Source organism: Wenyingzhuangia fucanilytica, from assembly GCF_001697185.1.
Lineage (GTDB): Bacteria > Bacteroidota > Bacteroidia > Flavobacteriales > Flavobacteriaceae > Wenyingzhuangia > Wenyingzhuangia fucanilytica.
In genome coordinates this window covers 1737732-1760384 of the sequence record NZ_CP014224.1, presented here as the reverse complement: position 1 = coordinate 1760384, position 22653 = coordinate 1737732, and the positions used below count along the sequence as shown (strand labels likewise).

The 22653-nt window shown below is 30.7% G+C and carries 22 protein-coding genes; 11 read left to right on the top strand and 11 right to left on the bottom strand.

Annotated elements, in window-relative coordinates; genetic code table 11:
* Positions 1–278 precede the first annotated feature (278 nt).
* From lhpI to AXE80_RS07175, 4 genes are all read right to left on the bottom strand, one after another.
* Entirely contained in the window at positions 279–1241 is a 963-nt protein-coding gene (lhpI, locus tag AXE80_RS07190) for a bifunctional Delta(1)-pyrroline-2-carboxylate/Delta(1)-piperideine-2-carboxylate reductase (protein WP_068825824.1), read from the bottom strand.
* 66 nt (positions 1242–1307) lie between these two features.
* A complete protein-coding gene (locus AXE80_RS07185; RefSeq protein ID WP_068825822.1) occupies positions 1308–1844 on the bottom strand; it encodes an RsmD family RNA methyltransferase in 537 nt (178 codons plus the stop codon).
* On the bottom strand, positions 1841–2656 hold the full coding sequence (locus AXE80_RS07180; RefSeq protein ID WP_068825820.1) for a DUF3822 family protein: 816 nt from the start codon (positions 2654–2656) through the stop codon (positions 1841–1843). The genes AXE80_RS07185 and AXE80_RS07180 overlap by 4 nt, the downstream gene beginning before the upstream one ends.
* Positions 2649–3377: a hypothetical protein gene (locus AXE80_RS07175; protein WP_068825818.1), complete on the bottom strand. Its 729-nt coding sequence runs from the start codon at positions 3375–3377 to the stop codon at positions 2649–2651. Before AXE80_RS07175 ends, AXE80_RS07180 begins: the two co-directional genes overlap by 8 nt.
* A 109-nt stretch (positions 3378–3486) precedes the next feature.
* Here AXE80_RS07175 and AXE80_RS07170 point away from each other — a divergent pair, with 109 nt between their 5' ends.
* Positions 3487–4923: an ATP-dependent DNA helicase gene (locus AXE80_RS07170; protein WP_068825816.1), complete on the top strand. Its 1437-nt coding sequence runs from the start codon at positions 3487–3489 to the stop codon at positions 4921–4923.
* 9 nt (positions 4924–4932) lie between these two features.
* On the opposite strand, the gene AXE80_RS07165 is transcribed toward AXE80_RS07170, so the two are convergent.
* Positions 4933–5943: a sugar phosphate isomerase/epimerase family protein gene (locus AXE80_RS07165; RefSeq protein WP_068825814.1), complete on the bottom strand. Its 1011-nt coding sequence runs from the start codon at positions 5941–5943 to the stop codon at positions 4933–4935.
* 178 nt (positions 5944–6121) lie between these two features.
* Between AXE80_RS07165 and pxpA the strand changes: the two genes are divergently transcribed.
* From pxpA to AXE80_RS07150, 3 genes are read left to right on the top strand one after another with little or no spacing between them, the layout of a single operon-like run.
* Positions 6122–6862 (top strand): 5-oxoprolinase subunit PxpA, encoded by a 741-nt coding sequence (gene pxpA, locus AXE80_RS07160; RefSeq protein WP_068825812.1) that lies wholly within the window; start codon positions 6122–6124, stop codon positions 6860–6862.
* Complete coding sequence (gene pxpB / locus AXE80_RS07155; RefSeq protein ID WP_068825810.1) at positions 6852–7523, top strand: 5-oxoprolinase subunit PxpB; 672 nt, start codon at positions 6852–6854, stop codon at positions 7521–7523. The genes pxpA and pxpB overlap by 11 nt, the downstream gene beginning before the upstream one ends.
* Positions 7520–8380: a 5-oxoprolinase subunit C family protein gene (locus AXE80_RS07150; RefSeq protein WP_068825808.1), complete on the top strand. Its 861-nt coding sequence runs from the start codon at positions 7520–7522 to the stop codon at positions 8378–8380. The genes pxpB and AXE80_RS07150 overlap by 4 nt, the downstream gene beginning before the upstream one ends.
* Before the next feature lie 45 nt (positions 8381–8425).
* On the opposite strand, the gene AXE80_RS07145 is transcribed toward AXE80_RS07150, so the two are convergent.
* Both AXE80_RS07145 and AXE80_RS07140 read right to left on the bottom strand, forming a co-directional pair.
* The gene (locus AXE80_RS07145; RefSeq protein ID WP_068825807.1) at positions 8426–8641 is read right to left on the bottom strand and encodes a hypothetical protein; all 216 of its coding nucleotides are present in this window, start codon (positions 8639–8641) and stop codon (positions 8426–8428) included.
* Between the two features lie 2 nt (positions 8642–8643).
* Positions 8644–8964, bottom strand: coding sequence for an HIRAN domain-containing protein (locus AXE80_RS07140; RefSeq protein WP_068825805.1), 321 nt, complete (start codon positions 8962–8964; stop codon positions 8644–8646).
* 102 nt (positions 8965–9066) lie between these two features.
* Between AXE80_RS07140 and AXE80_RS07135 the strand changes: the two genes are divergently transcribed.
* Genes AXE80_RS07135 through AXE80_RS07120 form a run of 4 tightly spaced genes read left to right on the top strand, consistent with a single transcriptional unit; the run spans position 9067 to position 12088 of the window.
* Positions 9067–10266, top strand: coding sequence for a glycosyltransferase family 4 protein (locus AXE80_RS07135; RefSeq protein WP_068825803.1), 1200 nt, complete (start codon positions 9067–9069; stop codon positions 10264–10266).
* A 39-nt stretch (positions 10267–10305) separates the two neighbouring features.
* Positions 10306–11313, top strand: coding sequence for a helix-turn-helix transcriptional regulator (locus tag AXE80_RS07130; RefSeq protein WP_068825801.1), 1008 nt, complete (start codon positions 10306–10308; stop codon positions 11311–11313).
* A gap of 39 nt (positions 11314–11352) precedes the next feature.
* Entirely contained in the window at positions 11353–11670 is a 318-nt protein-coding gene (locus AXE80_RS07125; RefSeq protein ID WP_068825799.1) for a hypothetical protein, read from the top strand.
* A 37-nt stretch (positions 11671–11707) separates the two neighbouring features.
* A complete protein-coding gene (locus AXE80_RS07120) occupies positions 11708–12088 on the top strand; it encodes a hypothetical protein (RefSeq protein WP_083194711.1) in 381 nt (126 codons plus the stop codon).
* Here AXE80_RS07120 and AXE80_RS07115 read toward each other — a convergent pair.
* Together AXE80_RS07115 and AXE80_RS07110 are read right to left on the bottom strand one after the other, a co-directional pair.
* On the bottom strand, positions 12085–12750 hold the full coding sequence (locus AXE80_RS07115) for a LytR/AlgR family response regulator transcription factor (RefSeq protein ID WP_206208111.1): 666 nt from the start codon (positions 12748–12750) through the stop codon (positions 12085–12087). The two genes, AXE80_RS07120 and AXE80_RS07115, sit on opposite strands and share 4 nt — an antisense overlap.
* Before the next feature lie 2 nt (positions 12751–12752).
* Positions 12753–13766, bottom strand: coding sequence for a sensor histidine kinase (locus AXE80_RS07110; protein ID WP_068825795.1), 1014 nt, complete (start codon positions 13764–13766; stop codon positions 12753–12755).
* Positions 13767–13966: 200 nt separating this feature from the next.
* Here AXE80_RS07110 and AXE80_RS07105 point away from each other — a divergent pair, with 200 nt between their 5' ends.
* Positions 13967–16345, top strand: a complete 2379-nt coding sequence (locus AXE80_RS07105; RefSeq protein WP_068825793.1) for a TonB-dependent receptor — start codon at positions 13967–13969, stop codon at positions 16343–16345.
* 16 nt (positions 16346–16361) lie between these two features.
* The gene (locus AXE80_RS07100; RefSeq protein ID WP_068825792.1) at positions 16362–16772 is read left to right on the top strand and encodes a DoxX family protein; all 411 of its coding nucleotides are present in this window, start codon (positions 16362–16364) and stop codon (positions 16770–16772) included.
* A gap of 1 nt (position 16773) precedes the next feature.
* Here the strand turns inward: AXE80_RS07100 and AXE80_RS07095 are convergent, their stop codons facing one another.
* Both AXE80_RS07095 and AXE80_RS07090 read right to left on the bottom strand, forming a co-directional pair.
* A complete protein-coding gene (locus AXE80_RS07095; RefSeq protein ID WP_068825790.1) occupies positions 16774–17829 on the bottom strand; it encodes an endonuclease/exonuclease/phosphatase family protein in 1056 nt (351 codons plus the stop codon).
* Positions 17830–17839: 10 nt separating this feature from the next.
* A complete protein-coding gene (locus AXE80_RS07090; protein WP_068825788.1) occupies positions 17840–19075 on the bottom strand; it encodes a DEAD/DEAH box helicase in 1236 nt (411 codons plus the stop codon).
* A 201-nt stretch (positions 19076–19276) separates the two neighbouring features.
* Here AXE80_RS07090 and AXE80_RS07085 point away from each other — a divergent pair, with 201 nt between their 5' ends.
* A complete protein-coding gene (locus AXE80_RS07085; RefSeq protein WP_068825786.1) occupies positions 19277–22069 on the top strand; it encodes a hypothetical protein in 2793 nt (930 codons plus the stop codon).
* Positions 22070–22653 lie beyond the last annotated feature (584 nt).

The window sequence follows — 22653 nt, the reverse complement described above, 5'->3', positions numbered from 1 at the left end:
TTAATACTGAGTTTAGTTGTTTGAAAAGTTGTACTGTTACAAGGTGTTCGAGAAGCCTGTACTAAGTTTAGGTGTTCGAGCGTAGTCGAGAACAATACTTAAAGAGCAATATTAATATAAGTACAATCAGAAGTTGGTTTATCTCGGCAACTCTTTTATTTATAGTAATACATCTCGACTCCGCTCGATGACCCTAAAAAAAATACTGGGTTCAGGTATTCAATAAGCATCTCTCCCAAGCCTTCGGAATACTCGATGATTTAATTAGGTATTGCCTTTTATTGACTATCTATATATTTTTCGTAATAATAATCTGCAGCAACTAAATCTTCCAAAGCGTGTCCTACAGATTTAAAAACGGTAATTTCATCAACGTTACTTCTTCCTTGTTTTTGTTCAGAAGTTAGCCCAAATAAATCGGCTTTAATATCAGATTCTTTAATGATTCCAGTTTGTAAGGGAATCAAAATATCACCATTTTCTTTAAGTCCTCCTTCAAAACTATCCACATAAACAGAACTTTTTAGTATAGTTTCATCATCAGCTTCTCTCATGTCTTTTTTGTAAGCTCCAACCAAATCAACATGTTGTCCTTTTTTTAGGTGTTTTCCTAAAATCAATGGTGTTTTAGATAATGTTGCAGAGGAAATAATATCAACCTCGCTTATTTTTTCTTCAATGTTCTGAATAGGAGTGATGGTAAAATCTTCATTTTTTAGTTGCTCACATATAGCTTGAGCTTTTTTAAAACTTCGTCCCCAAACATAAACCTTTTTTAGATCTCTTACACTTGCATGAGCTTGAATCAAGTTTTTAGATAAAGCCCCTGTACCAATCATTAAAAGAGAAGAGGAGTCTTTACGAGATAAATAAGATGAAGCCAATGCCGATGCTGCGGCAGTTCGTTTAGCAGTTAAACTTTTGGCTTCAATAATAGCTTTTACACTTCCGTTTGTGGCATCTAAATAAATATATGTTCCTTGGATAGAAGGTAAATCAAACTGACTGTTTTTAGGACTTACAGTAATAATTTTAACTCCAGCAGTTTCTCCAGGGCTCCAAGCGGGCATTAACAATACCGTAGAATCTGTTTTCATTTCTGGATTTGGAAAATCGTGATGATGTCTTGTAGGAATCAGAGTTTTATTGTTTGCAAAACCATTTCTTAAAACTTCAATAAGTTCCCTAAAAATAGTGTTGCTTTCTATAAAAGAATTGTCAATTTGTACTATGGGTTTCATATTTAGGTTTTGTTTTTATGAGTATGCTTTTGGTAATATCTAAAACCAACCTGTTTAATGAAAAGATTAAAGTTCAAAAAAACTAAACATACATCCTCCGTAACGTTTTGCTTGGGTAAAATTAGGTAAGCTACTTAAATCTGTTTGTTGTGAATGTTCTACAACCAAAGTTCCTTTTTCGTCTAGCAAACTGTTTTCCCATACCAAAGCAGGAATCTTTGCAAATTGTTCGTCACTAAAATCATAAGGAGGATCTGCAAATATCAAATCGTATTTTCCTGTGTGTTTTTCTAAAAAAGAAAATACATCTGCCTTAATGGTATTGATGTTAAAATCTAATTCTTTGCTAATTTGATTGATATAATGAATACATCCGTTATGCTGATCTACAGAAGTAATTTGAGTGTTTCCTCTCGATCCAAATTCAAAACTGATATTTCCTGTACCAGAAAACAAATCTAGTACGGTAATTTCATCAATATCATACCAATTGTTAATAATGTTAAAAAGACCTTCTTTAGCCATATCGGTTGTTGGACGTACGGGTAAGTTTTTAGGAGCGGTTAACCTCCTAGATTTATATTTACCAGAGATAATTCTCATATGTGTAATTGTAATAGGTTATAATGGGCTTGTGGCAAGCTCACCACGTTTTTTCCTAATTTACTATTTAATGTAGCATAAATACTAACATTTCTTATATAATTGTAAAGTAGTTGATAAGCCTCATCTTTTTCTTTAATGTTTCCGTATAAGGTTAAAGAAAATTGATTAGGATCCATTTTTAATTGTTCTGCTACAAATAGGATATAATAAACAAAATCTTCCTTAGTTTGATAGTTAAAATGATTACTAAGCAATAGTTGATTATTTTCAATAACAATTAATTGAAAATTGTTTTGATGCACATTAACAAACATTTCTTTATTGCTAACACTGTTAGATTTTAAAATATTTTGTAAAAAAACAGTAGAAGAGTGTAAGTAGGTAAATGCTCCAAAAGAATCAAAAATATAGTTGTTTACATTTACAAAAGGAATATAAACATTGTTCATTTCTAGTTCATCTAACTCATCGTAACTTACATAATCATTATCAAAAACCTTAACAGTATTTTGTAAATAATTGTTTAGAATTTCCTCGCTAAAAAAGGCTTGAGGAACAAAAGTGTTTAATTCGTTGTGGTGAATTAAAATCACCTCTTCATACGTTTCGTGTAATAGTACATTGTTTTCAAAAATATTTTTCACTTCTTCTAGAATACTAGTCGGAGTGGTGATTTTAGTTGAAAAGGGGATAGATACTACGTGTTCGTATTGTTCTTGTTGATTGCTATATACACAAAAAGAAAATCCATCCGAACTTAATTGGATGGATAACTTTTTATGGTTATGTATAAGTGTTTCTTTACTCATTACTTATCATTGAGTCAAACAATGGTGGCCAGTTTCCTGCAGTAGTTACTTCATTTAAAGATCCTATACTAATATATCCTCCAGGAATTTCATCTCCTCCAAGTGATAATTTTTCTTGTTTAATTAATGATGGGCTCATTCCTTTTAAGATATCAGCCTTGTCAATTTGAACTTGAAATACAGAAGCCATTTTATTAGCTCTTAATATTACAGCAGATTCAATTCTAAATTTCTCGTTAGAATTAGGAATGTTTAACATGTTATGGTAATCACGTCCTTTAAAGATTTTTTCTCTTACAGATTCGTATCCAATAGTATCAGTTACTTTTTTCTCAACTTCAACCATTAAAGGAGACCAAGTAGTACCTCTGTTTTCTTTAACAATTTCAGTGTGAGTATCAGTAATAGCAAACTGAGCAGTATCAATAAACTTAATTAAAGCATCACCATCTCCAGTAAATTTACCTATGATTGTATTGTGAGCATCTTGAGCATCAGCAATTAATTTTAATTGTTTGATAACTTCAACATAACGCACTTTTTTTTCTTTATTAAAATGGATTGGCTCCATAATTCCAGCATAAATTAAGTAAGTTAAGTATCCCGCTGCAGCCAATAAAAGAACAGAAATAACAGGTGTGAATTTAATTGGTAAGTATTTTACAATAAGTATAGCTAACGCAACCGTTACTACTATTCCTAAAAGAATAAATAAAATCATTTGTTTTTTGTATTAATTTTATAATGAACGAAGCCAAATTTACAATTTTTTTTTATTCATAAAAACTTTTAGACACTTTTCAAACCTTATATTTGTGTAAACTTTTTTCATGATTAAATCTTCGTCTGTTTTTTACAATACCTTATTAAAAAAATTCCCATTTGAACCGACACCAATTCAACAAGAATTATTACGTCAACTGTCTGATTTTTCGTTTGATACAGATGACGATGCCATTTTTATTTTAAAAGGATATGCCGGAACAGGAAAAACAACTACCATAAGTACATATGTAAATCATTTATGGGAAATTGGAAAAAAAGCCGTTCTATTGGCTCCTACAGGACGAGCTGCCAAGGTGATTTCTAATTATTCTAAGAAAAAAGCGCATACCATTCACAAAAAAATATACCATCCCAAAAAACAATCTAACGGAAATGTGGCTTTTGTAAAACAGCCAAACAAACACACTAATACTTTTTTTATTGTTGATGAATCCTCTATGATTGCTGATGGTTCTGGCGAAGTTAATTTGTTTGAAAACAATTCTTTGTTAGATGATTTGATGGAGTATGTGTACAATGGTTTTAATTGTAAACTTATTTTTATTGGTGATATTGCTCAGTTACCTCCTGTAAAGTCTGAGTTAAGCCCTGCCTTGTCCGAAGATACGCTAGCGATTAATTATGGTAAAAATCCGTATTTATTAGAGTTGGATCAAGTAATGAGACAGCACGAAGGTTCTGGTATTTTATCAAACGCAACGGCCTTAAGGGCTCAATTAGAAATGGATGGATTCTACGATTTTCAGTTCAATTTAAATTTTCCAGACATCATTCGTTTGCAAGATGGATATGATATAGAAGAAGCCATTGTTAGTGCTTATGATAGAGCAGGAGTAGAGGATACTGCTTTTATTGTTCGTTCTAATAAAAGGGCAAATCAATACAATCAACAAATAAGAACCAAAATTAGAGGTCAAGAGAGTGAAATTTCTGCGGGGGATTATGTAATGGTGGTAAAGAACAATTATTTTTGGTTAAAGGACACTACCGAAGCTGATTTTATTGCCAACGGAGACATTTGTGAGGTTCAGCAAATTTATAATATTAAAGAACTTTATGGATTCCGTTTTGCAGAAGTAAAATTAAGATTGATAGATTACGAAGATTTACAACCTATAGACACAGTACTGTTGTTAGATACATTAACTTCAGAAACCCCTTCATTAACCTATGAAGAGTCAAACAGACTTTACCAAGAGGTATTACAAGATTATGCCGAGGAAAGATCTAAATACAAGCAAATGTTATCGGTAAAAAACAATCATTACTTTAATGCTTTGCAAATTAAGTTTGCTTATGCCATGACTTGTCATAAATCTCAAGGAGGACAGTGGGACACTGTTTTTATAGAGCAACCTTATTTACCTGATGGATTAAATAAAGACAGTATGCGTTGGCTATACACCGCAATTACTCGTGCTAAAGAAAAGGTGTATTTAATAGGTTTTAAAGAAGAGTATTTTGAAGAAATAAATGTTTAAACAAAGAGCTTAGCTAATGCTAGGCTCTTTATATTTTTGTTGATAATGTTGTAGCAAAGCAACGGTTTTTTGTGCTCCTTGATCACAACTTAAATCTTTTCCTGCGTATTCTGCACTAACCCAACCTTTAAATTTATGCTTCATGGTTTCTTCCATACACATGTCATAATCTATGTTAGCTTCTTTTCCATCTACAGTAAATTCTTTGGTTTTAGCACTAATTCCGGTAGCAAAAGGAGCTAAATCTTCCATTCCTTGTTTGGCGTCGTAATAACGTCTTGGTCTCACGCTAAATCCACCCATAAAAAAGTTTCCATAATCTAAAAACAATCCTAGGTTTTTAGGTTGAACGGTTTCTATTAACATATTGGCCCATGCTCCGTTACTAGAGGGATGTCCGTGGTTTTCTATACTAATTTTAATGCCTTGTTTTTTAGCATATTCACTTAATATGGTTAATGAACTAGCACAATTGTTTAACATTTGTAAGTAAGTTCCTGTTCCAAAAGGATTTATTCTAACATGCTCACAACCAAGTTCAGCGCTTGCATCAATCCATTTTTGATGTTCTAAAATGGCTTTTTTTCTATTTTCAGCATTGTAATCACCTATTTTATAAGCACCGTCTGCCATCATACAAATAAATTTTACATGGTGGTCTTTGGCTTTGGCTTTAAAATTCCACAACCATTGTTTGTCGTGTTGATGAGCTTGAATCATAGAACTTACCAAATCAACTCCGTGTAAACCTAAATTTTTAGCTTTAATAACTATATCGGTAGGATCTAAAGTTCCTTGTAAAACTTGTTTAGGATCTTCTACAAGCATTTTTTTAAACCACTTGTTGTTGGCTCTCCCTTGTCCAAAAATATCTCTTTCGTATCCCCATTGAGATAAGGAAATTCTAAAAGGTTCTACCTCTGGAGGACTTAGTTTCTGATTGGCATATAATAAAGATGGACTTGTGGAAATTAGCAATGATGCAGCACTTGTTTTTTGTATAAATGATCTACGATTCATAGTTGGTATTAGTTTTAATATTTAAAGTGATGGTTTGAGGTATAGGGTAAATATATAAAATTTAAATTTTGAGTTGAGTTAAGATTTGTTTTATTGATTGATGAAAATATTTAATAAGGATTTATACGTGCTATTATTTTTAGTTTATTAATTTTAATAGTGTAATCAATAATAAAAAATGAAAATAGATATCAATGCAGATTTAGGAGAAGGTTTTTTGTTTGATGAGGAATTAATGCAAATGATTTCTTCTTGTAATATTGCTTGTGGTGGTCATACAGGAACCGAAAACTCAATGAGGGCAACCATTCGTTTGGCTTTAAAATACGGAGTAACCATTGGTGCACATCCTTCTTATCCAAACCCAGAGTTTTTTGGAAGAGAGGTGATGGATATTTCTGATGAAATGTTAAAAAAAGTCATTAGAGATCAAATTTTAACTTTGATTAGAATTGCTAGAGAAGAAGGAGCAGTAGTTAGATATGTAAAACCTCATGGTGCATTGTATAACAAAGCATCTGTAGATAGAAACATGGCAGCATTATTGGTAAGTGTTTTACAACAAATAGAACCTAGTGTAGGTTTAATGGGCTTGGCAGGTTCTGTGTTAGAGGAAGAAGCTAAAAAAGGATATCTTATTTTTTTAAGAGAAGGTTTTGCTGATAGAACTTATCACGATGATGGGACTTTGGTTTCTAGAAACAATCCTTTGGGAGTTATTCATAATAAAGAACAGGTTTGGCAGCAAGTTTCGGACATGGTGCTAAATAAAAAAGTCATCAGCTTAGAAGAAAATGAAATAAATCTTGATTTGCACAGTATTTGCTTTCATGGAGATACGCCAGAGGCAGTTGAATTACTTACCTACGTAAATCATCAATTAAAAAAACAAAAAATAGAAGTGAAGAATGCAATTTAGTGTAGTTCCATATGGTGAAAGTGCTTTTTTAATAAAGTTTAAGGATGAAATATCTAAAGATATTCACTTAAAAGTGAAGGCCTGTTACCAACAACTAAAAAACATGCATATTCACGGAGTACATTCTTTAATCCCTGCTTATAATTCTGTAACCATCATGTTTCATCAGCATGAGATTGAAAGTACAACCCTAAAAATATTTTTAGAAAATACTCCTTATGAAATTGCAGAGAGTGAATTGACTAAAAACATTATAGAAATTCCTGTTTGTTATGAGGCTCCATATGCTTTAGACATGGAATATGTTTCTAAACATTTAGGATTAACAAATAAAGAAATTATTGCGCTCCACACCCAAAAACCATATTTGGTTTATATGCTAGGATTTGCTCCAGGGTTTATGTATTTAGGAGGTTTAGATCAACGTTTACATACACCAAGAAAACAAACTCCAAGAATTCAAATACCTGCTGGAGCCGTGGGATTAGCCGATCAACAAACTGGGGTTTATCCTATAGTAACTCCTGGAGGATGGCAAATTATTGGTCAGACTCCGTTAACCTTGTTTTCTAAAGAGAAACCAGGAATTGTAAACATGGGAGATTATGTTCAGTTTGTGCCTATCTCGGTATCGGAATTCGAAAAAATAAAAAAACAATGAGTATAGAAATCATTTCACCAGGCTTAAGTTCTACCATTCAAGATGGAGGTCGTTTTGGTTTTCAAGACAAAGGGATTCCTGTGAGTGGTTTTATGGATGTTACTTCTGCTCACTTGGCCAATACTTTAGTAACAAATGATCTTGATACTGCGGTGATAGAAATGACTTTGTTAGGTTTAAAGTTTAAAGCTCATCAAGCCATTACTATTGCTATTACAGGTGCAAATATGCAACCCAAGTTGAATGGTGTTTCAATTCCAATGTATAAATCAATTACAATTCCTAAGGATGGCATTGTTTCTTTTAAAGGTGCCGTACAGGGTGTTTATGGATATGTTGCTGTTCTAGGAGGTTTTAAAATACCACGAATTTTAGGGAGTAAATCAACATATGTTCCAGCAAAATTGGGTGGATATAAAGGAAGAATATTGCAAAAAGGAGATTTATTACCTGTTTTGCACAATACCTTAGGTGCGGTAAAATCTAAAGTAAAAGCTCCATTGTTTTTGCCTAGTGCAACTTTAGAATGTATTTTAGGTCCTGAGTGGTATTTATTCTCTGATGCAAGTAAAGCTTCTTTTTTTGATGCCGTTTTTACCATAAGCAAAGACAGTAATAGAATAGGAATTAGGTTAGAAAGCAGTGATGTTTTATTACCAGAAAAAGATGAAATTATTTCTTCTGGAATAATAAAAGGAACTGTTCAAATTACCAAATCTGGTCAGCCTATTGTAATGATGGCCGATGCTCCAACAACTGGAGGTTATCTTCGTCTGGTAAATTTAACCGAAAATGCATGTGATGTTTTAGCTCAAATTCCAGTAGGAGGAAAGGTACAGTTTGTTTTAAAACAATAGTTTGGGTAAACATATAAAGCGGTATATATTTACCCAATAATTGTGTTATACAGCCACATTAGCATAATTTTTAAGGCTTGTTTGGTGTAAAAAATTCACTTCAAATACCTGTTCTTTTTTTTCGAGTTTTTCGTTTTCAGAAATCCACAATCTCATCAAGTGATCAAATTCTAACTCAGGTAAATCTTTTCTTTTAATGATGTTGTTGTAAATGTTGTTTAACTTTTTTCTTTGTTCGTGTAGGCTTAATTGTTTTGACATAATTATTGATTTGGAATTAATAAATAGGTAATAGCTAATATTTGGTTTTCAGGATGTTCTTCTTCGGATCTTTTTTGAACTACAGTTTCGGTTTCAATTAAATTATTTTGAAGTAAAAGTGTTAGTAATCTATTTTCTCCTTTAGGAATATATCCAAGCTTGTAACTTTTATAATAAATAGCAATGGCATATTTATCATAGTGGTTTTCAGGTTCTGGAACTAATTTTAAAGTAGTACCTATTTTAAGCTTATTAAAAGCCAAAGCACCTTCGTAATAATTAAATCCAGCAATGTTATAGTTAATGATGCGTTCTCTTTTCATATGTTCTTGATTTTATTTGATACAAATATTTAACTAATGTGTGTTGTGTTTATGCACAATTGATTATTTTAGTTATTTCAAAAAAATAAAAACATAATTTATATGTATAAACAAGATTTGAACATAGGAGTTATTACTGCTACAGATCCTAATGATAAAACAAGCTGGTCAGGCACTCTTTTCAGGATGAATAACGCTTTAAAAGAAGAGTTTTCAACTGTAATAAGTTTGGGGCCTGTAGAGCTGAGTAAGTTTGATTATTTTGTTATGTATTTACGATTGAAAATATGCAAACTGTTTCACAAAAATTTTTATAAAAAAAAGTTTAATAAAGAACACAATCATATTAAGAGTAAATATCACAGTGGTTTTTTTGATAAAGCAATTCAAAAACATAAAATAGATGTACTGTTTGCCCCGGCGGCATCTGTAGAAGTCGCTCATCTAAAGACAAATATTCCTATTTGTTATTTTTCTGATGCTACAGTTTCTGTTATGGTTGATTATTATGATTCATTTGCTAATTTTTCTGATAAATCAATTAAAATTAGTAATCAAATAGAGCAAAAAGCAATAAGTAAATCAACAACGCAGGTTTTTCCTTCAAAATGGGTTTTTGATATAGCTCAAAAAGATTATGATGCTCAAAACCCTTACTTAGTAAAAATGGGAGCAAATATTGATAAAGATCCCGAAGAAGAAGATCTAATAAAGAAATATGACTCTACCATTAATATTCTTTTTGTAGGGGTAGATTGGAAACGTAAAGGCGGGGACATCGTTTTAGAAACTATTGATAAATTAGATAAAAAGGGATACAATGTTAAATTAACTGTTGTTGGGTGTATACCTAGCCAAACGCACCCTAAAATGGAGGTTATACCATTTCTTAATAAAAATTTTAAAGAAGATAACTTAAGGTTTCAGGAGTTGTTTAAAGAGTCTCATTTGTTTTTTATGCCAACAAGAGCAGAGTGTTTTGGAATTGTTTTTTGCGAAGCAAATGCATATGGTTTGCCTGTTATTACTACAGATACTGGTGGAGTTTCTTCTGTGGTTGAAAATGGAATAAATGGTTTTATACTTCCTTTGGATGCTAAAAGTGATGAGTATTTTGATGTTATTTCTAATTTAATTTCAGATACTGTTATGTTTAAACAAATCGCTGAAACTTCTCGTGAGAAATATTTAAAAGAATTGAATTGGAAAAACTGGGGAAAAGAAATGAAGAAAATACTTACAGAAACCTATCACATTGGTCAAAGTATTAATACTAAAGAGTCTCAAGATTTTAAATCCTAAACAAGCGATAACAAAGAACAATAATTATATTTCCATATTATGGCTACCAATAAAAACGCAATTATTCGTTATCAAGCATTAGACAAATGTTTTAGAAATACAGGAAAGAGATATGCAATGAATGATTTGATAGAAGCCTGTAATCAAGCTTTGTATGATTTTAATGGAGAAACTGATGGTATCAAACGTAGGCAAGTTTATGATGATATCAACTTTATGAAAAGTGAACAGGGATATGGTGTTGAGTTAAATGTTACCAAAGAAGGGAGAACAGCTTATTACAGGTATGTTGATCCAAATTTTTCTATCAACAACCAGCCGATGAACGAAACCGAAGCGCAACAATTAAAAGAAGCATTATTAACTTTAAATAGAATTAAAGGAATGCCTCAGTTTGGTTGGGTAGAAGAATTGACCTTAAAACTTGAAAAAGATTTTGATTTTCATGAAACACCAAGAGAAATTTTAGGGTTTGAAAACAACCCCTATTTAAAAGGATTGGAACATTTAAACACCTTGTTTAATGCAGTTTTATACGAAAAAGTTTTGTTGATAGATTATCAATCTTTTAGAAATAATGAGGTAGAAGTATTTTCTATGCATCCACAATACTTAAAACAATACAATAACAGATGGTTTGTATTGGGAACAAATTCTAAACACAAACCTGTAACTACTTTGGCTATTGATAGAATTGTGGCTATTAAAGAAAGTAAAGACAAATACGAAGTTTCTGATATCGATTTTACAGAACGTTATGAAGATATTATTGGAATTACTAGAGGTGGTTTAGATAATACTTTAACAAAAATAACCCTACAAGCCAATTCTAGTTTGGCTTCTTATATGTTAACATCTCCTTTACATGGTAGTCAAAAAAATGGAGAATTAAACGAAAACGGATTGACTTTTACTTTAGATGTTATTCCTAATTATGAGTTAGAACAACAAATTTTATCTTATGGGGAGGCTTTAAAAGTTTTATCTCCTTCATCATTTGTAAACAAAATTAAAAACCGAATTAAAGCTAGTTTAGAAAATTATTAAAAAACATCTTTTAGAATCCTTTAATCTTTCCTTAGAGAAATGAAGCAGAAAACATATGTAAAATGTATGGAATGTAATATTGTAAATGAAAACAGTGATTATTGTAAAAACTGTGGAGCATTAATCAATATTGTTCTAAAACGTAGGCTAGAGAGTGAGGCTATAGAAGAGAAAAGAGTAGCACTAGAGAATAAACAAAAGGAAGAAAATAAACTCCTGAAATTTATTGAAAAAGGTTTAAACCATCCATATTTTATTGTTAGAATACCTTTTAAAATAGGTCGTTTAATATGGCTCTTTTTAGCGATGGTTATTGGTGGATTAATATCTTTTATACTTGCTGTTGCCGCAGGTTAATTTACATTCGTTGTTAAGTAATATTAAAGTTTCGATGATGAAAACTTTTCGTTTTTTGGAAATAAATAAGTTGGTGTATTGTATTTTATCAATAATAGCCATTACTGTTTATTTTCTAAAACTAAATGAATATCAACTTCCAATGTTGATTCATAATTATCTTAATGATTTACTTTGTTTGCCCCTTGTTTTGGGAATCATTACTTATATAATACGATTTCTTAAAAAAGATGCTCAATTTAAACTTCCCTTGGGCTTTGTGATTTGTTTGGCAACCTACTACGCTGTGTATTTTGAATTTTATCAACCCAAAATTAATAGCAGATATACTTCTGATTGGATTGATGTTTTATTGTACTTTATTGGGGGATTCTCTTACTTTTTTGTAACTAGATTTAAGATGAAAAAAAATAATTAATTCAATAACTTTAGAAAATCATCTTTATAAGCCCTACCAATTGGAATGGTAATGTTATGAGTTAAAACCACTTGTTGGGTTCCAATTTTTTCAATTTTTTTAGAATTGATGATATAAGATTTATGAACTCTATTAAATGAATATGCTTTGAGTTCAGTTTCCCAATAACGCAAAGGTTCAGAAGATAAGTAGCTTTTGTTAGCTAAGAAAAACTCTGTATAATCGGTATCTGATTTGATGTAAATAAGGTCATCAATATCAATCTTAATATGTTCATACCCCGATTTGATAAATATTTCCTTTTGTATAGGCGCAGCGTTGCTTTTTACTTTTTCTATGGCTTGCATAAACCTTTTAAAAGCAAAAGGTTTTAATAAATAATCAACCACATTTAAATCATAACTTTCAATAGCGTATTCAGTAAAGGCAGTTGTTAAAATTACTTTAGGAGGGGTTTCTAATTTTTTTAAAAAATCTATACCAGACAATTGTGGTAAATGAATGTCTAAAAACATAAGTTCAACAGTATTGTTTTGTAGAAAATCCATAGCTTCTAAAGCATTGTTAAAAATAGCTTTTAAGTTAAGGTTTCCTGCATCTTCTATGTATTTTTTTAAAATACGCTGTGCAGGTAATTGGTCTTCTACAATAATACAATCCATCACTATTGTAAATTTATTTTTAAAGTAATTAAATACTCTTGATTGTTATTACTCACTTCTAAAGAATGCTTGTTTGGATATAGCATATTTAATCTTTTTTGCACATTTTTTAAACCAATTCCTTTGTTTAAATCTTGTGTGGTAGAGGTATTTAAGAAATTATTTTTACAAGTAAATATTAATTGGTTTTGTTCATCAACCTCTAAACCAATCACAATATCAATAGCTTTTGAAAGGCTAGAGGTACTGTGTTTAAAAGCATTTTCTACAAAAACGGTAAAAATAAGTGGAGCAATTTTTAAGTTATTTTCGCTAACATTAGTATTAAAAGTTACTTTCCCTTTTCCCTCGGTTTGTAGTTTATTTAAATTGATAAAGTTTTCTAACTGTTCTATTTCTCTAGCAAGAGGAACAAAAGTAGCCTTACAATCATACAACATATAACGCAACATGTTAGATAACTCTAAAATAAACTCAGGGGTTTTAGGAGAGTTTTCTATGGCATGCGCATATAAATTATTTAGGTTGTTAAATAAAAAATGAGGATTGATCTGTGTTTTTAAAAATTGTAACTCACTCTCTTTAGCAAGTAACTCTAATTGCTTTGTGTGCTTGCGTTGTGTAATGGCATCCCAAGCAAATTTAGCGCCTAATAAAATTAAAATAGTAGGCAGTACATCTAATAAATCATAGATTTTAGCAGCTATATTTCTTCCTCTAGTAGTAGGGAAATAGATGCGTTCTAAAATAGCCTCTTCTATAAATACCACTATACACAAAACTACTGTAGTGTAAATAGCAAAATGCCAGTATTTTTGAGTGTAAAAAAAACGAGGTAATAAGAAAAAACCAATAATTAATGCTCCTAAAGATTGGTTGGTAAAAAAAACAAATTCCTGAAAAGTAATATCTCTATCATGTCTTCCGTAGGAATAAAGAATAAAAACAAGACTTCCTAAAGCAAGTTGAAAAAGGAATTCTTTGGCAAAATTTTTATAGTTTGTTTTTGTATACATAGATACAAAGCTATAAAATTGAGGGCTTTATAAATAAAAAAATCTGTAAACATTATGATTCATGCCCTAAACAACAAAATTCGCTCAACTGTTGTTTACCATAAGCATTTTGTTGTTTACAGATTGTTTTTTTATTTGACTTGTATTCTTAGTTCTTTTGTATTGAATTATAGTCACAATCCATAAACTTTTAAATAATTATGATAAAGGTAAAGTTTAACTTTCTATTGCTTTTAATGTTAAGTGTAATAGGTTATGCACAAAATAAAGAGATAACCATTGGTGGTACACTTACCGATGCTGCTACTAAAACTACTGTCCCATATGCTACGATTGTGGTAAAAGACAACACTACAGATGAAGTACTTAGTGGAACAACATCTAATGACAATGGATTTTTTAACATTAAAACAACGGCTAATAATTTTTATGTAGAAGTTAGCTTTATGGGCTACAAAACCCAAAGTTTTAAGAATATTGATACAAGTAAAAATGTGGTGGATTTAGGAACGATTGTTTTAGAGGAAAATAGTCAAGCATTAGCAGCTGTTGAAGTAAGAGCAGAGGTTTCTAAAACTCAATTTAAATTAGATAAAAAAGTTTTTAACGTAGGTAAAGATATTGCTAGTACAGGAGTAAGTGCTTTAGAAGTGTTAAATAATGTACCCTCTGTAAATGTTGATATAGAAGGAGCTGTGAGCCTTAGAGGTAGTTCTGGAGTACAAATTTTAATTGATGGAAAACCATCTGTTTTAACAGAGTCAGGAAGTAATGCTTTAGGAACCATTACTGCAGAAATGATAGAAAGTATAGAGGTAATTACCAATCCATCTGCAAAATACGATGCAGAAGGTACTGCGGGAATTTTAAATATCATCCTTAAAAAAGAAGAGAAAAAAGGGTTAAATGGTTCTGTTTCTGTAAATACAGGAATTCCAGACAATCACAGTGTGGGAGTAAGTATGAATAGAAGAACAGAAAAGTTTAATTTATTTACGCAGTTTGGAGGAGGATATAAATCATACCCAAGATATAATGAGAATATTAATGAAAACAAAATAGAAGATAGCCGATTAGTTTCTGAAGGAACAAGCTATAGAAATGAGGTTTTTTACAATTTAATTTTAGGTACAGATTATCATATAGATGATTATAATGTATTAACCTTATCTGGAAATATTGCTTACGAAATTGAAGATCAACCTTCGGAAACCAATTATAGTTCTTATTTAAATGATGTATTACAAAGTGAGTGGATTAGAACCGAAGAAACCGAGGCAACCAATCCAAAGTGGCAATACGAATTTAATTATAGCAAGGAGTTTAAAAATAACAAAGAGCATATTTTATTATTTAGTGCTTTGGGTAGATTTTTTGGTAAAGATTTGTCATCAGAGTTTACAAATTCAACTTTATCTGGAACCAATAAAGAAAAAGATCAGCAAACAGAAACAAAGTTTCAACAAGCGGATTATACATTTAAGTTAGATTATACCAACCCTATTAGTGATGAGTATACTATAGAAACAGGAGGGCAATATGTAATTAATGATGTAGGGAATGATTACGAAGTAAGAAATTATAATGGAAGTGATTTTGTAGTAGACAATAACTTAACCAATACTTTTGATTACAATCAAAAAGTGTTAGGTCTTTATGGTACTGGTGCGTACGAAAATGATACATGGGGAGTAAAAATTGGAGCTCGTATAGAGAACACAGATTTAACTATTACCAACGAAGGTGCTAAAGGAGTACAAAACTACACCAACTTGTTTCCAAGTGCTCATACCTCTTATAAATTCACAGATAGTTTCTCGTTACAAGCAGGTTATTCTAAAAGAATTTACAGACCTCGTTTATGGGATTTAAATCCTTTTATTAGTATTAGTGATAATTATAATATACGTGCAGGTAACCCAGATTTACAGCCAGAATTTACGGATTCTTATGAGTTAACTTCTATTTACAAAATAGGAAAAGCAACAATGAGTACTAGTGTTTATTACAGATATACTACCGATGTAATGGAACGTATTGCTATTATAGAATACGATCCGGAATCTAAAAACGATGTCACTACAAGAACTCCTTTTAATGTGGGGAGTAGAAATACTACAGGTGTTGAAATCAACGGAAAATATACAGCTACAAAATGGTTGAGTTTTAACGGAGATTTTAACTGGAATTATTTTGATAGAAGAGGAGTTTACGAAAATCAAAATTTTGATTTTTCTGCAGACAATTGGAGTACTCGTTTAAATTCTAAAATTAGTTTTCCGTTAGATATAGATATGGAATTAACAGGAAATTACAGATCTTCTAATCAAACAGTGCAAGGAGAAGATTCTGGTTATGCTTTTGCAGATTTAGGATTGAGAAAAAAAATGTTAAAAGGAAGAGCCGTAATCAATTTTGCTATTAGAGATATATTTGAATCTAGAATTAGTGAAAGTGTTATTGATAATGATAGATCTTATCAATATAGTTTTGGTCAAAGAGGACGTTTTTTTACCTTAGGATTTAGCTATGGTTTTGGTAAGGGTGAAGCGATGACTTATTCAGGAAAAAGAAGATAATTTTAAAATAAATAGGATGTCGTATTTAAAATCACAAAACACATTTGCAAATAATTTAGGGTTGTTTATACTTAGAGTTTCTTTTGGAGCAGCCATGCTTTTTGGTCATGGTTTAGGGAAATGGACAAAATTATTTGGAGGTGAAGAAATCCATTTTTTAGATCCTTTTGGTTTAGGGGCAACCACCTCTTTAGCATTGGCTGTTTTTGCAGAGGTTATTTGTTCTGTATTAATCATGTTAGGATTGTTAACCAGGTTGGCTACAATTCCGTTAATTATAACCATGCTAATAGCTTTTAACGTACACTTGTCTGATAGTTTTGGTATGCAAGAAAAATCTATATTATACTTAGTTATCTACATCGTTCTATTGTTACAAGGGCCAGGAAAACTTTCTGTAGATGGTTTGTTGATCAAAAAAAGATAAACTATCTGTTGTCAGAAGTTTCATTAATACCTTCATCAATAAGCTTGGTAGTTTTCTCTAATACTCCTTTTGTAACTTTAGTGTTGGTGTCAGGGTGTTTATTGTTTATATAAAACTCTAAGTACAAAGGTAAGTGGTCAGAGTGAATATCTTCTAAGGTTTTAAGTTGGGTAATAGTAATGTCTTTAGAATGATATACCAAGTCTATAGGGATCTTAAAAAGCCTATATTTAGCGGGAAAAGTAGATATAAATCCACGTCCAATTCTAGCGTCAATTAAGCCTGAAACTTTTGCAAAAAGTTTGGTAATACGTGACCATGCCACACTATTAAAATCACCAACAACAATCATACTGTTTTGTTGGGTTAAACTTTTTTTAGCTATAGCCATTAATTCTCCGTCTTGCTCTTTAGAGTTTTCTTCTTCGGTTGGACTTGCGGGCGGTGGGTGAATTCCGTATAAAATAAAAGAATCACCCTTAGCAGTTGTGATATGTACTTCTATAGAAGGGATGTCATCAGCAACAAAATAATGAGTTTTAATTTTTGAGACTTTTAAATTGCTGTAAAAGTGCATTCCATAGGTGTTATCTAATGCTATTTTTTTATAGTGTTGATAATCATGGTCAAAAACAGATAAAGCTTCTTCCCATTTTTGATCAGTTTCTATGGTGATAAAAATATTGGGTTTTGTTTTGCGTATTAAATTAATTAAGGGTTGATATTGCCTGTTAAATTGATATACATTTACAGATAAAATAGAAATAAGCTCTTTGTTTTTTGTATTGTATACCTTGTTTTTAATAATGATATATGGATATAAAATTAAAATTTGATACCCCATAGCAACACTTAATAAAATAAATATTAGTGTATGAATAGCATTAATATCTGTCCAAAGAAAAAAAATAGAGATTGGCCACAATATTACTTGTAATACAAGAATTTGAATTCTTCCAAAATCAGGAACTTTAAAAAACCAATGTTGATTTTTAATAAATGGTAAAAAAGTTAAGACTACTAAAGTAATTGTTAGTACATAAAAGGAGAACTCCATAATGTTTTACTTAATACCAACGTTTCTTTTTAGCTTTAGAAGCTTGAGACTTTCGTCCTTTTTTATGTTTACTTCCTTGTTTTTTATGAACCTCTGGTTTTGCAGCAGGATCTAAAGGATAAGGATGATTTTCTTCTACAGGAATTAATTTACCTAAAAGTTGTTGTATGTCTTTTAAATAAGGTTTTTCATCAGCCGAACAAAAAGCCAATGCTCTTCCTTCTTTTCCAGCTCGCCCAGTACGACCAATTCTGTGTACATAACTTTCTGGAATATTTGGCAAATCAAAATTGATCACTATATCTAAATCTGGGACATCAATACCTCTGGCTGCAACATCAGTAGCAATTAATATATTAACATCGTTGTTTTTAAATTTATTTAAGGCTTTTGTTCTGGCCGCTTGTGTTTTGTCTCCGTGAATAGTATCTACCTTGTAATTGTTTTTTAATAAGGTGGTTTCTAATTTATCTACACCAAACTTAGTACGTCTAAAAATAATGATATTTCCTCGTAAATCATTTCTTAGTAAGTGTAAGCACAATTCAATTTTTTTAGGTTTTGGAACCATGTACAATTCTTGACTCACAGTTTTAGCAGCCGATGAAATAGCAGAAACCGATACTTTTTCAGGTTCTGTTAACAATTCATTGGCTAATGATTCAATTTTTGGTGGCATGGTTGCAGAAAACAGCAAAGTTTGTTTTTGCTGCGGACATAAACGAGCTATTTTTTTTACATCATCAATAAAGCCCATGTCTAACATCATATCAGCTTCATCTAAGACCAAAATCTGAATATAATCTAGGTTTAAAATATCTCTTTTATGTAAATCTAACAAACGCCCAGGAGTGGCAATTAAAACATCTACTCCTTTGGTTAATTGATCTATTTGAGGTTCCATAGACATTCCTCCATAAACAGAAGTAGTTCTTAAATTGGTATAAGTACTATATTGTTTAAAGTTTTCCTCTATTTGTATGGCCAATTCTCTCGTAGGACTTACTACTAGGGCTTTAATTTTTTTCTCTTTTTTATTAGCATCTGTTTGAGAAAAAATCCTGTCTAAAATAGGCAAAGCAAATGCAGCTGTTTTTCCTGTTCCTGTTTGGGCACAACCAATTACATCAATACCATCTAAAACCAAAGGAATGGTGGCTTGTTGAATAGGAGTAGGAGTGGTGTAGTTTTGCTCTGCTACCGCTTTTAAAATTTTAGCGTTTAAATGTAAGTCTTTAAATGTCATGAATTGTATTTACTAGTATGGCAAAGATACTAAATCAATGCGCAGTTTTATTCCTTCCATAATTTTATTGCATAGGGTTTATAAAAATGACAAGTAAATACTGCTGTTGTTTGCTTATTGTTAATTGATTTTGAGTTTTGTTTGAATAAAAAACATTAAAATGGCTCGTTATTTGATAATAACTTAAAAAAATAAAGCCTTATGAAAAGAAAATTACTAATTACCATGTTAGGGGTATTGTTTGTCTATCCCCATCTTTATGCTCAAGAAAAAAAAGACATAAATATTGAAGCCAAAAATGCTTATGCAGAAAAAATTTACTTGCAACCAGTAAGTACCGTTTTTACTACAGATAAAACCATTTGGTTTAAAGCAATTGTAACAGATTTAGAGCATTTGGCTACTAAGCTAAGTAATATTTTACATGTAGATTTAATTGATTTTGATGAAAATATCATCGATTCCAAACTCTTAAAAATAGAAAATGGAGTTGCGGATGGTTATTTTGATTTACATGAGAAATTACCTTCTGGTAAATATTTAATTAGAGCCTATACAGAATGGAATAAAAATTTTGGTCGTGAATTTATCTCTCAAACTTATGTTGACTTGTATGCTCCCAAAGAAGTTAAGGAAGAAGATCAGGTAATAAGAGAAGTGGTTTTACAAGAAACAGAAAATCAGCAATATCAAATTTCTGCAAAAGCTTATCCAAAATTATTAAACCCAAAGTTTAGAGGAGATTTTAAAATGTTGATACATACAGAAGGAAAAACGGATTCTGTAGTGGTAAAAGAAGATAAAAACGATAATTATAGTTTTCAATATCTTTTGCCCAAAGATGCTGTAAATGCACGTATGGAACTAAAATTAGATTCTGTTAGATCTATAAATTTTGATTATAAACAGTTTAATACTTCCAGTAAAACTGTAACAGTAAATAAAGAATATTTAGACCTACAATTTTTTCCAGAAGGAGGAAAGTTAGTAAATGGTTTAAAAAGTAAAGTTGCTTTTAAAGCATTGGATTATAGAAATAAAGGAAAGGAGGTTTTTGGAAATATTGTAGATCAAGACAACAATATTATTATGCCTTTTAAAACCAATAATTTAGGAATGGGGGTAACGTATCTAACTCCTAATTTTCAAAAAAACTATTATGCTAGTGTTACAGGAAAAGACAATGTGGTTTATAAATATCCATTACCTAGTGTTCATAAAACAGGTGTTGTTATAGGAATAAAAGAAATAGAGGAATTTATAGTTGTTAGCCTACAAAATAAAAATATTCTACAAGAACAATTACATGTAAAAGCCCAAGTACGAGGGGTTTTATATGACGAATTTGATGTTGTGTTTAAAGATCATAAAGTAAGTGCAGGAATAGAAAAAAGAGTGTTGCCAGAAGGAATTGTAAAGTTTACCGTTACAAATCAAGAAAATCAAATTGTGGCAGAAAGATTGTTTTTTAACTATAAGGAAGAAGAGAGAGTTAATATTAGTACTCGTTTAAATAAAAAACAATATCATCAAAGAGATAAAACAGTTTTAAACCTAAAACTTATTGATAATGATAGCAATACGATTCCTAGCAATGTATCTGTATTAGTGATTAATAAAGAACAGTTAGGAAAAGAAAATAGTTTACGAAGTAATATTTTGTCCTATTTTTTATTGAATTCTGAATTAAGAGGAAAAATAGAAAATCCTAACCATTATTTTAATCCTCAAAATAAAAATAGAAAAGATGATATGGATGCTTTACTCTTGTCTCAAGGATGGAGTAACTACAAATATGAAAATTCATTATTCAGTACAAAATTTAAACATTTACCAGAAAAAGAATTAACCATTTCGGGGTCTATCAGAAGTATATGGTCATCAAAAAAAGAGTTAAAGAAACCTGTAGAGTTAACAGCTGTTTACGGACCTTTAAATGTTGATATCAGAGAAATAGATAGTACCGGTAGGTTTAAAATTGGTTTAGAAGATTATTATAAAAACGAGTTTAGAGTAGCACTACAAACCAAAAACAAAAAAGGAAATAAAAAAGATTATACCATTGAGTTGGATTATTATAAAATGCCAAAAATAAATTACATCAAAGAAGAAAAAGTTTTTTTAGCAGATTCTGTAAGTGTTTTTGTAAAAGAGAATATTCTTAGAAAACAAAAAGAAGAAAATATAAAATTGGCAGATGATGTAATTGAGTTAGACGAAATTGAATTAACAGGATATAAATTAACGCCACAACGTGAAAAGGTGATGGAATTACATGGGCTTCCAGATATTGTTGTTGAAAATGAAGAGTTGATGACTAAAGCTCCTAAATGGCATTCAGGTTTTTTTAATGTAATAGAAGTTTGTTTTCCTAATATTTTTAATAGAATAGATAATGTTTTTTTCAACCAAACTGTACGAGGTGATGTAAGAATGCTTAGAACGGTTTATTATTTGGTTGATGGAATACTTGTGCATGAAGATGATTATAATTTATTATTTAATATGCCTTTAGAAGATATTAAAAGTGTAGAATTGTTAAAAAAACCAAAAGGAGCTAGGGCTTATTTTGGACAAAATACTAGATTTTTTAATCCTGAATTTCAATTAGATGCCGATCCAGAATCTACTAGAGATAGTGACATGGCAGTTTTAAATGCACGAATAACAATTTTAAGTGTATACACTTATGGTGGTAAAGGAATAAGATATTTAAGTAGAAATAAGGGTATTGATAAATTTAATATTCAAGGTTTTGAACCTAAACGTGAGTTTTATAGTCCTAAATATAATATTGAAAATGATTTAAATGTCCCTGATTTTCGTTCAGTTGTACATTGGGAACCTAATGTGAATACCAACGAAAAAGGAGAGGCTAAAATAGAATATTATAATGCCGACAATACAGGGGATTTACTTATTGTGATTGAAGGAATAAATAAAAAAGGAAAGTTTGGGTATTATGAAACAAGTTATCAAGTAGAAGAAAAATAAGTTCCCCATAAAAGGTCATCGAGCGGAGTCGAGATGTAGTATGTTTCGTATTAAAAACAAGAAATATTCATTGTAATTGAGAGAATTACTGAAAAAAGAAAAGTTTTTATCAAGTAGAAGAAAAATAAGTTCTCCATAAAAGGTCATCGAGCGGAGTCGAGATGTATTATGTTTCGTGTTAAAAACAAGAAATGTTCATTGTAATTGAGGGAATTACTAAAAAAGGAAAGTTTGGGGATTATGAAACAAGTTATCAAGTAGGGGGGAAATAAGTTCTCCATAAAAGAGGTCATCGAGCGGAGTCGAGATGTATTATGTTTCGTGTTAAAAACAAGAAATGCTCATTGTAATTGAGGTGATTACTAAAAAAGGAAAGTTTTATCAAGTAGAAGAAAAATAAGTTCTCGATACTTGATTTGTTTCCGTTACACTTCAACAAATCAAACTCGAACTGACATACAATTTAAAATGTCAGTTCGAGTATCCAAAACTTGTTTTAGGGTGTGTAAAAACTAGACACGTTCTTGATAAAAAAAACTCATTTCACTTGAGCAGACAAATAAAAATTAGGTTTTACTTTGGTA

Coding starts and splice junctions, on each gene's coding strand:
- lhpI (WP_068825824.1), bottom strand. CDS start 1,241: ATGAAACCCATAGTACAAATTGACAATTCTTTTATAGAAAGCAACACT.
- AXE80_RS07185 (WP_068825822.1), bottom strand. CDS start 1,844: ATGAGAATTATCTCTGGTAAATATAAATCTAGGAGGTTAACCGCTCCT.
- AXE80_RS07180 (WP_068825820.1), bottom strand. CDS start 2,656: ATGAGTAAAGAAACACTTATACATAACCATAAAAAGTTATCCATCCAA.
- AXE80_RS07175 (WP_068825818.1), bottom strand. CDS start 3,377: ATGATTTTATTTATTCTTTTAGGAATAGTAGTAACGGTTGCGTTAGCT.
- AXE80_RS07170 (WP_068825816.1), top strand. CDS start 3,487: ATGATTAAATCTTCGTCTGTTTTTTACAATACCTTATTAAAAAAATTC.
- AXE80_RS07165 (WP_068825814.1), bottom strand. CDS start 5,943: ATGAATCGTAGATCATTTATACAAAAAACAAGTGCTGCATCATTGCTA.
- pxpA (WP_068825812.1), top strand. CDS start 6,122: ATGAAAATAGATATCAATGCAGATTTAGGAGAAGGTTTTTTGTTTGAT.
- pxpB (WP_068825810.1), top strand. CDS start 6,852: ATGCAATTTAGTGTAGTTCCATATGGTGAAAGTGCTTTTTTAATAAAG.
- AXE80_RS07150 (WP_068825808.1), top strand. CDS start 7,520: ATGAGTATAGAAATCATTTCACCAGGCTTAAGTTCTACCATTCAAGAT.
- AXE80_RS07145 (WP_068825807.1), bottom strand. CDS start 8,641: ATGTCAAAACAATTAAGCCTACACGAACAAAGAAAAAAGTTAAACAAC.
- AXE80_RS07140 (WP_068825805.1), bottom strand. CDS start 8,964: ATGAAAAGAGAACGCATCATTAACTATAACATTGCTGGATTTAATTAT.
- AXE80_RS07135 (WP_068825803.1), top strand. CDS start 9,067: ATGTATAAACAAGATTTGAACATAGGAGTTATTACTGCTACAGATCCT.
- AXE80_RS07130 (WP_068825801.1), top strand. CDS start 10,306: ATGGCTACCAATAAAAACGCAATTATTCGTTATCAAGCATTAGACAAA.
- AXE80_RS07125 (WP_068825799.1), top strand. CDS start 11,353: ATGAAGCAGAAAACATATGTAAAATGTATGGAATGTAATATTGTAAAT.
- AXE80_RS07120 (WP_083194711.1), top strand. CDS start 11,708: ATGAAAACTTTTCGTTTTTTGGAAATAAATAAGTTGGTGTATTGTATT.
- AXE80_RS07115 (WP_206208111.1), bottom strand. CDS start 12,750: ATGGATTGTATTATTGTAGAAGACCAATTACCTGCACAGCGTATTTTA.
- AXE80_RS07110 (WP_068825795.1), bottom strand. CDS start 13,766: ATGTATACAAAAACAAACTATAAAAATTTTGCCAAAGAATTCCTTTTT.
- AXE80_RS07105 (WP_068825793.1), top strand. CDS start 13,967: ATGATAAAGGTAAAGTTTAACTTTCTATTGCTTTTAATGTTAAGTGTA.
- AXE80_RS07100 (WP_068825792.1), top strand. CDS start 16,362: ATGTCGTATTTAAAATCACAAAACACATTTGCAAATAATTTAGGGTTG.
- AXE80_RS07095 (WP_068825790.1), bottom strand. CDS start 17,829: ATGGAGTTCTCCTTTTATGTACTAACAATTACTTTAGTAGTCTTAACT.
- AXE80_RS07090 (WP_068825788.1), bottom strand. CDS start 19,075: ATGACATTTAAAGACTTACATTTAAACGCTAAAATTTTAAAAGCGGTA.
- AXE80_RS07085 (WP_068825786.1), top strand. CDS start 19,277: ATGAAAAGAAAATTACTAATTACCATGTTAGGGGTATTGTTTGTCTAT.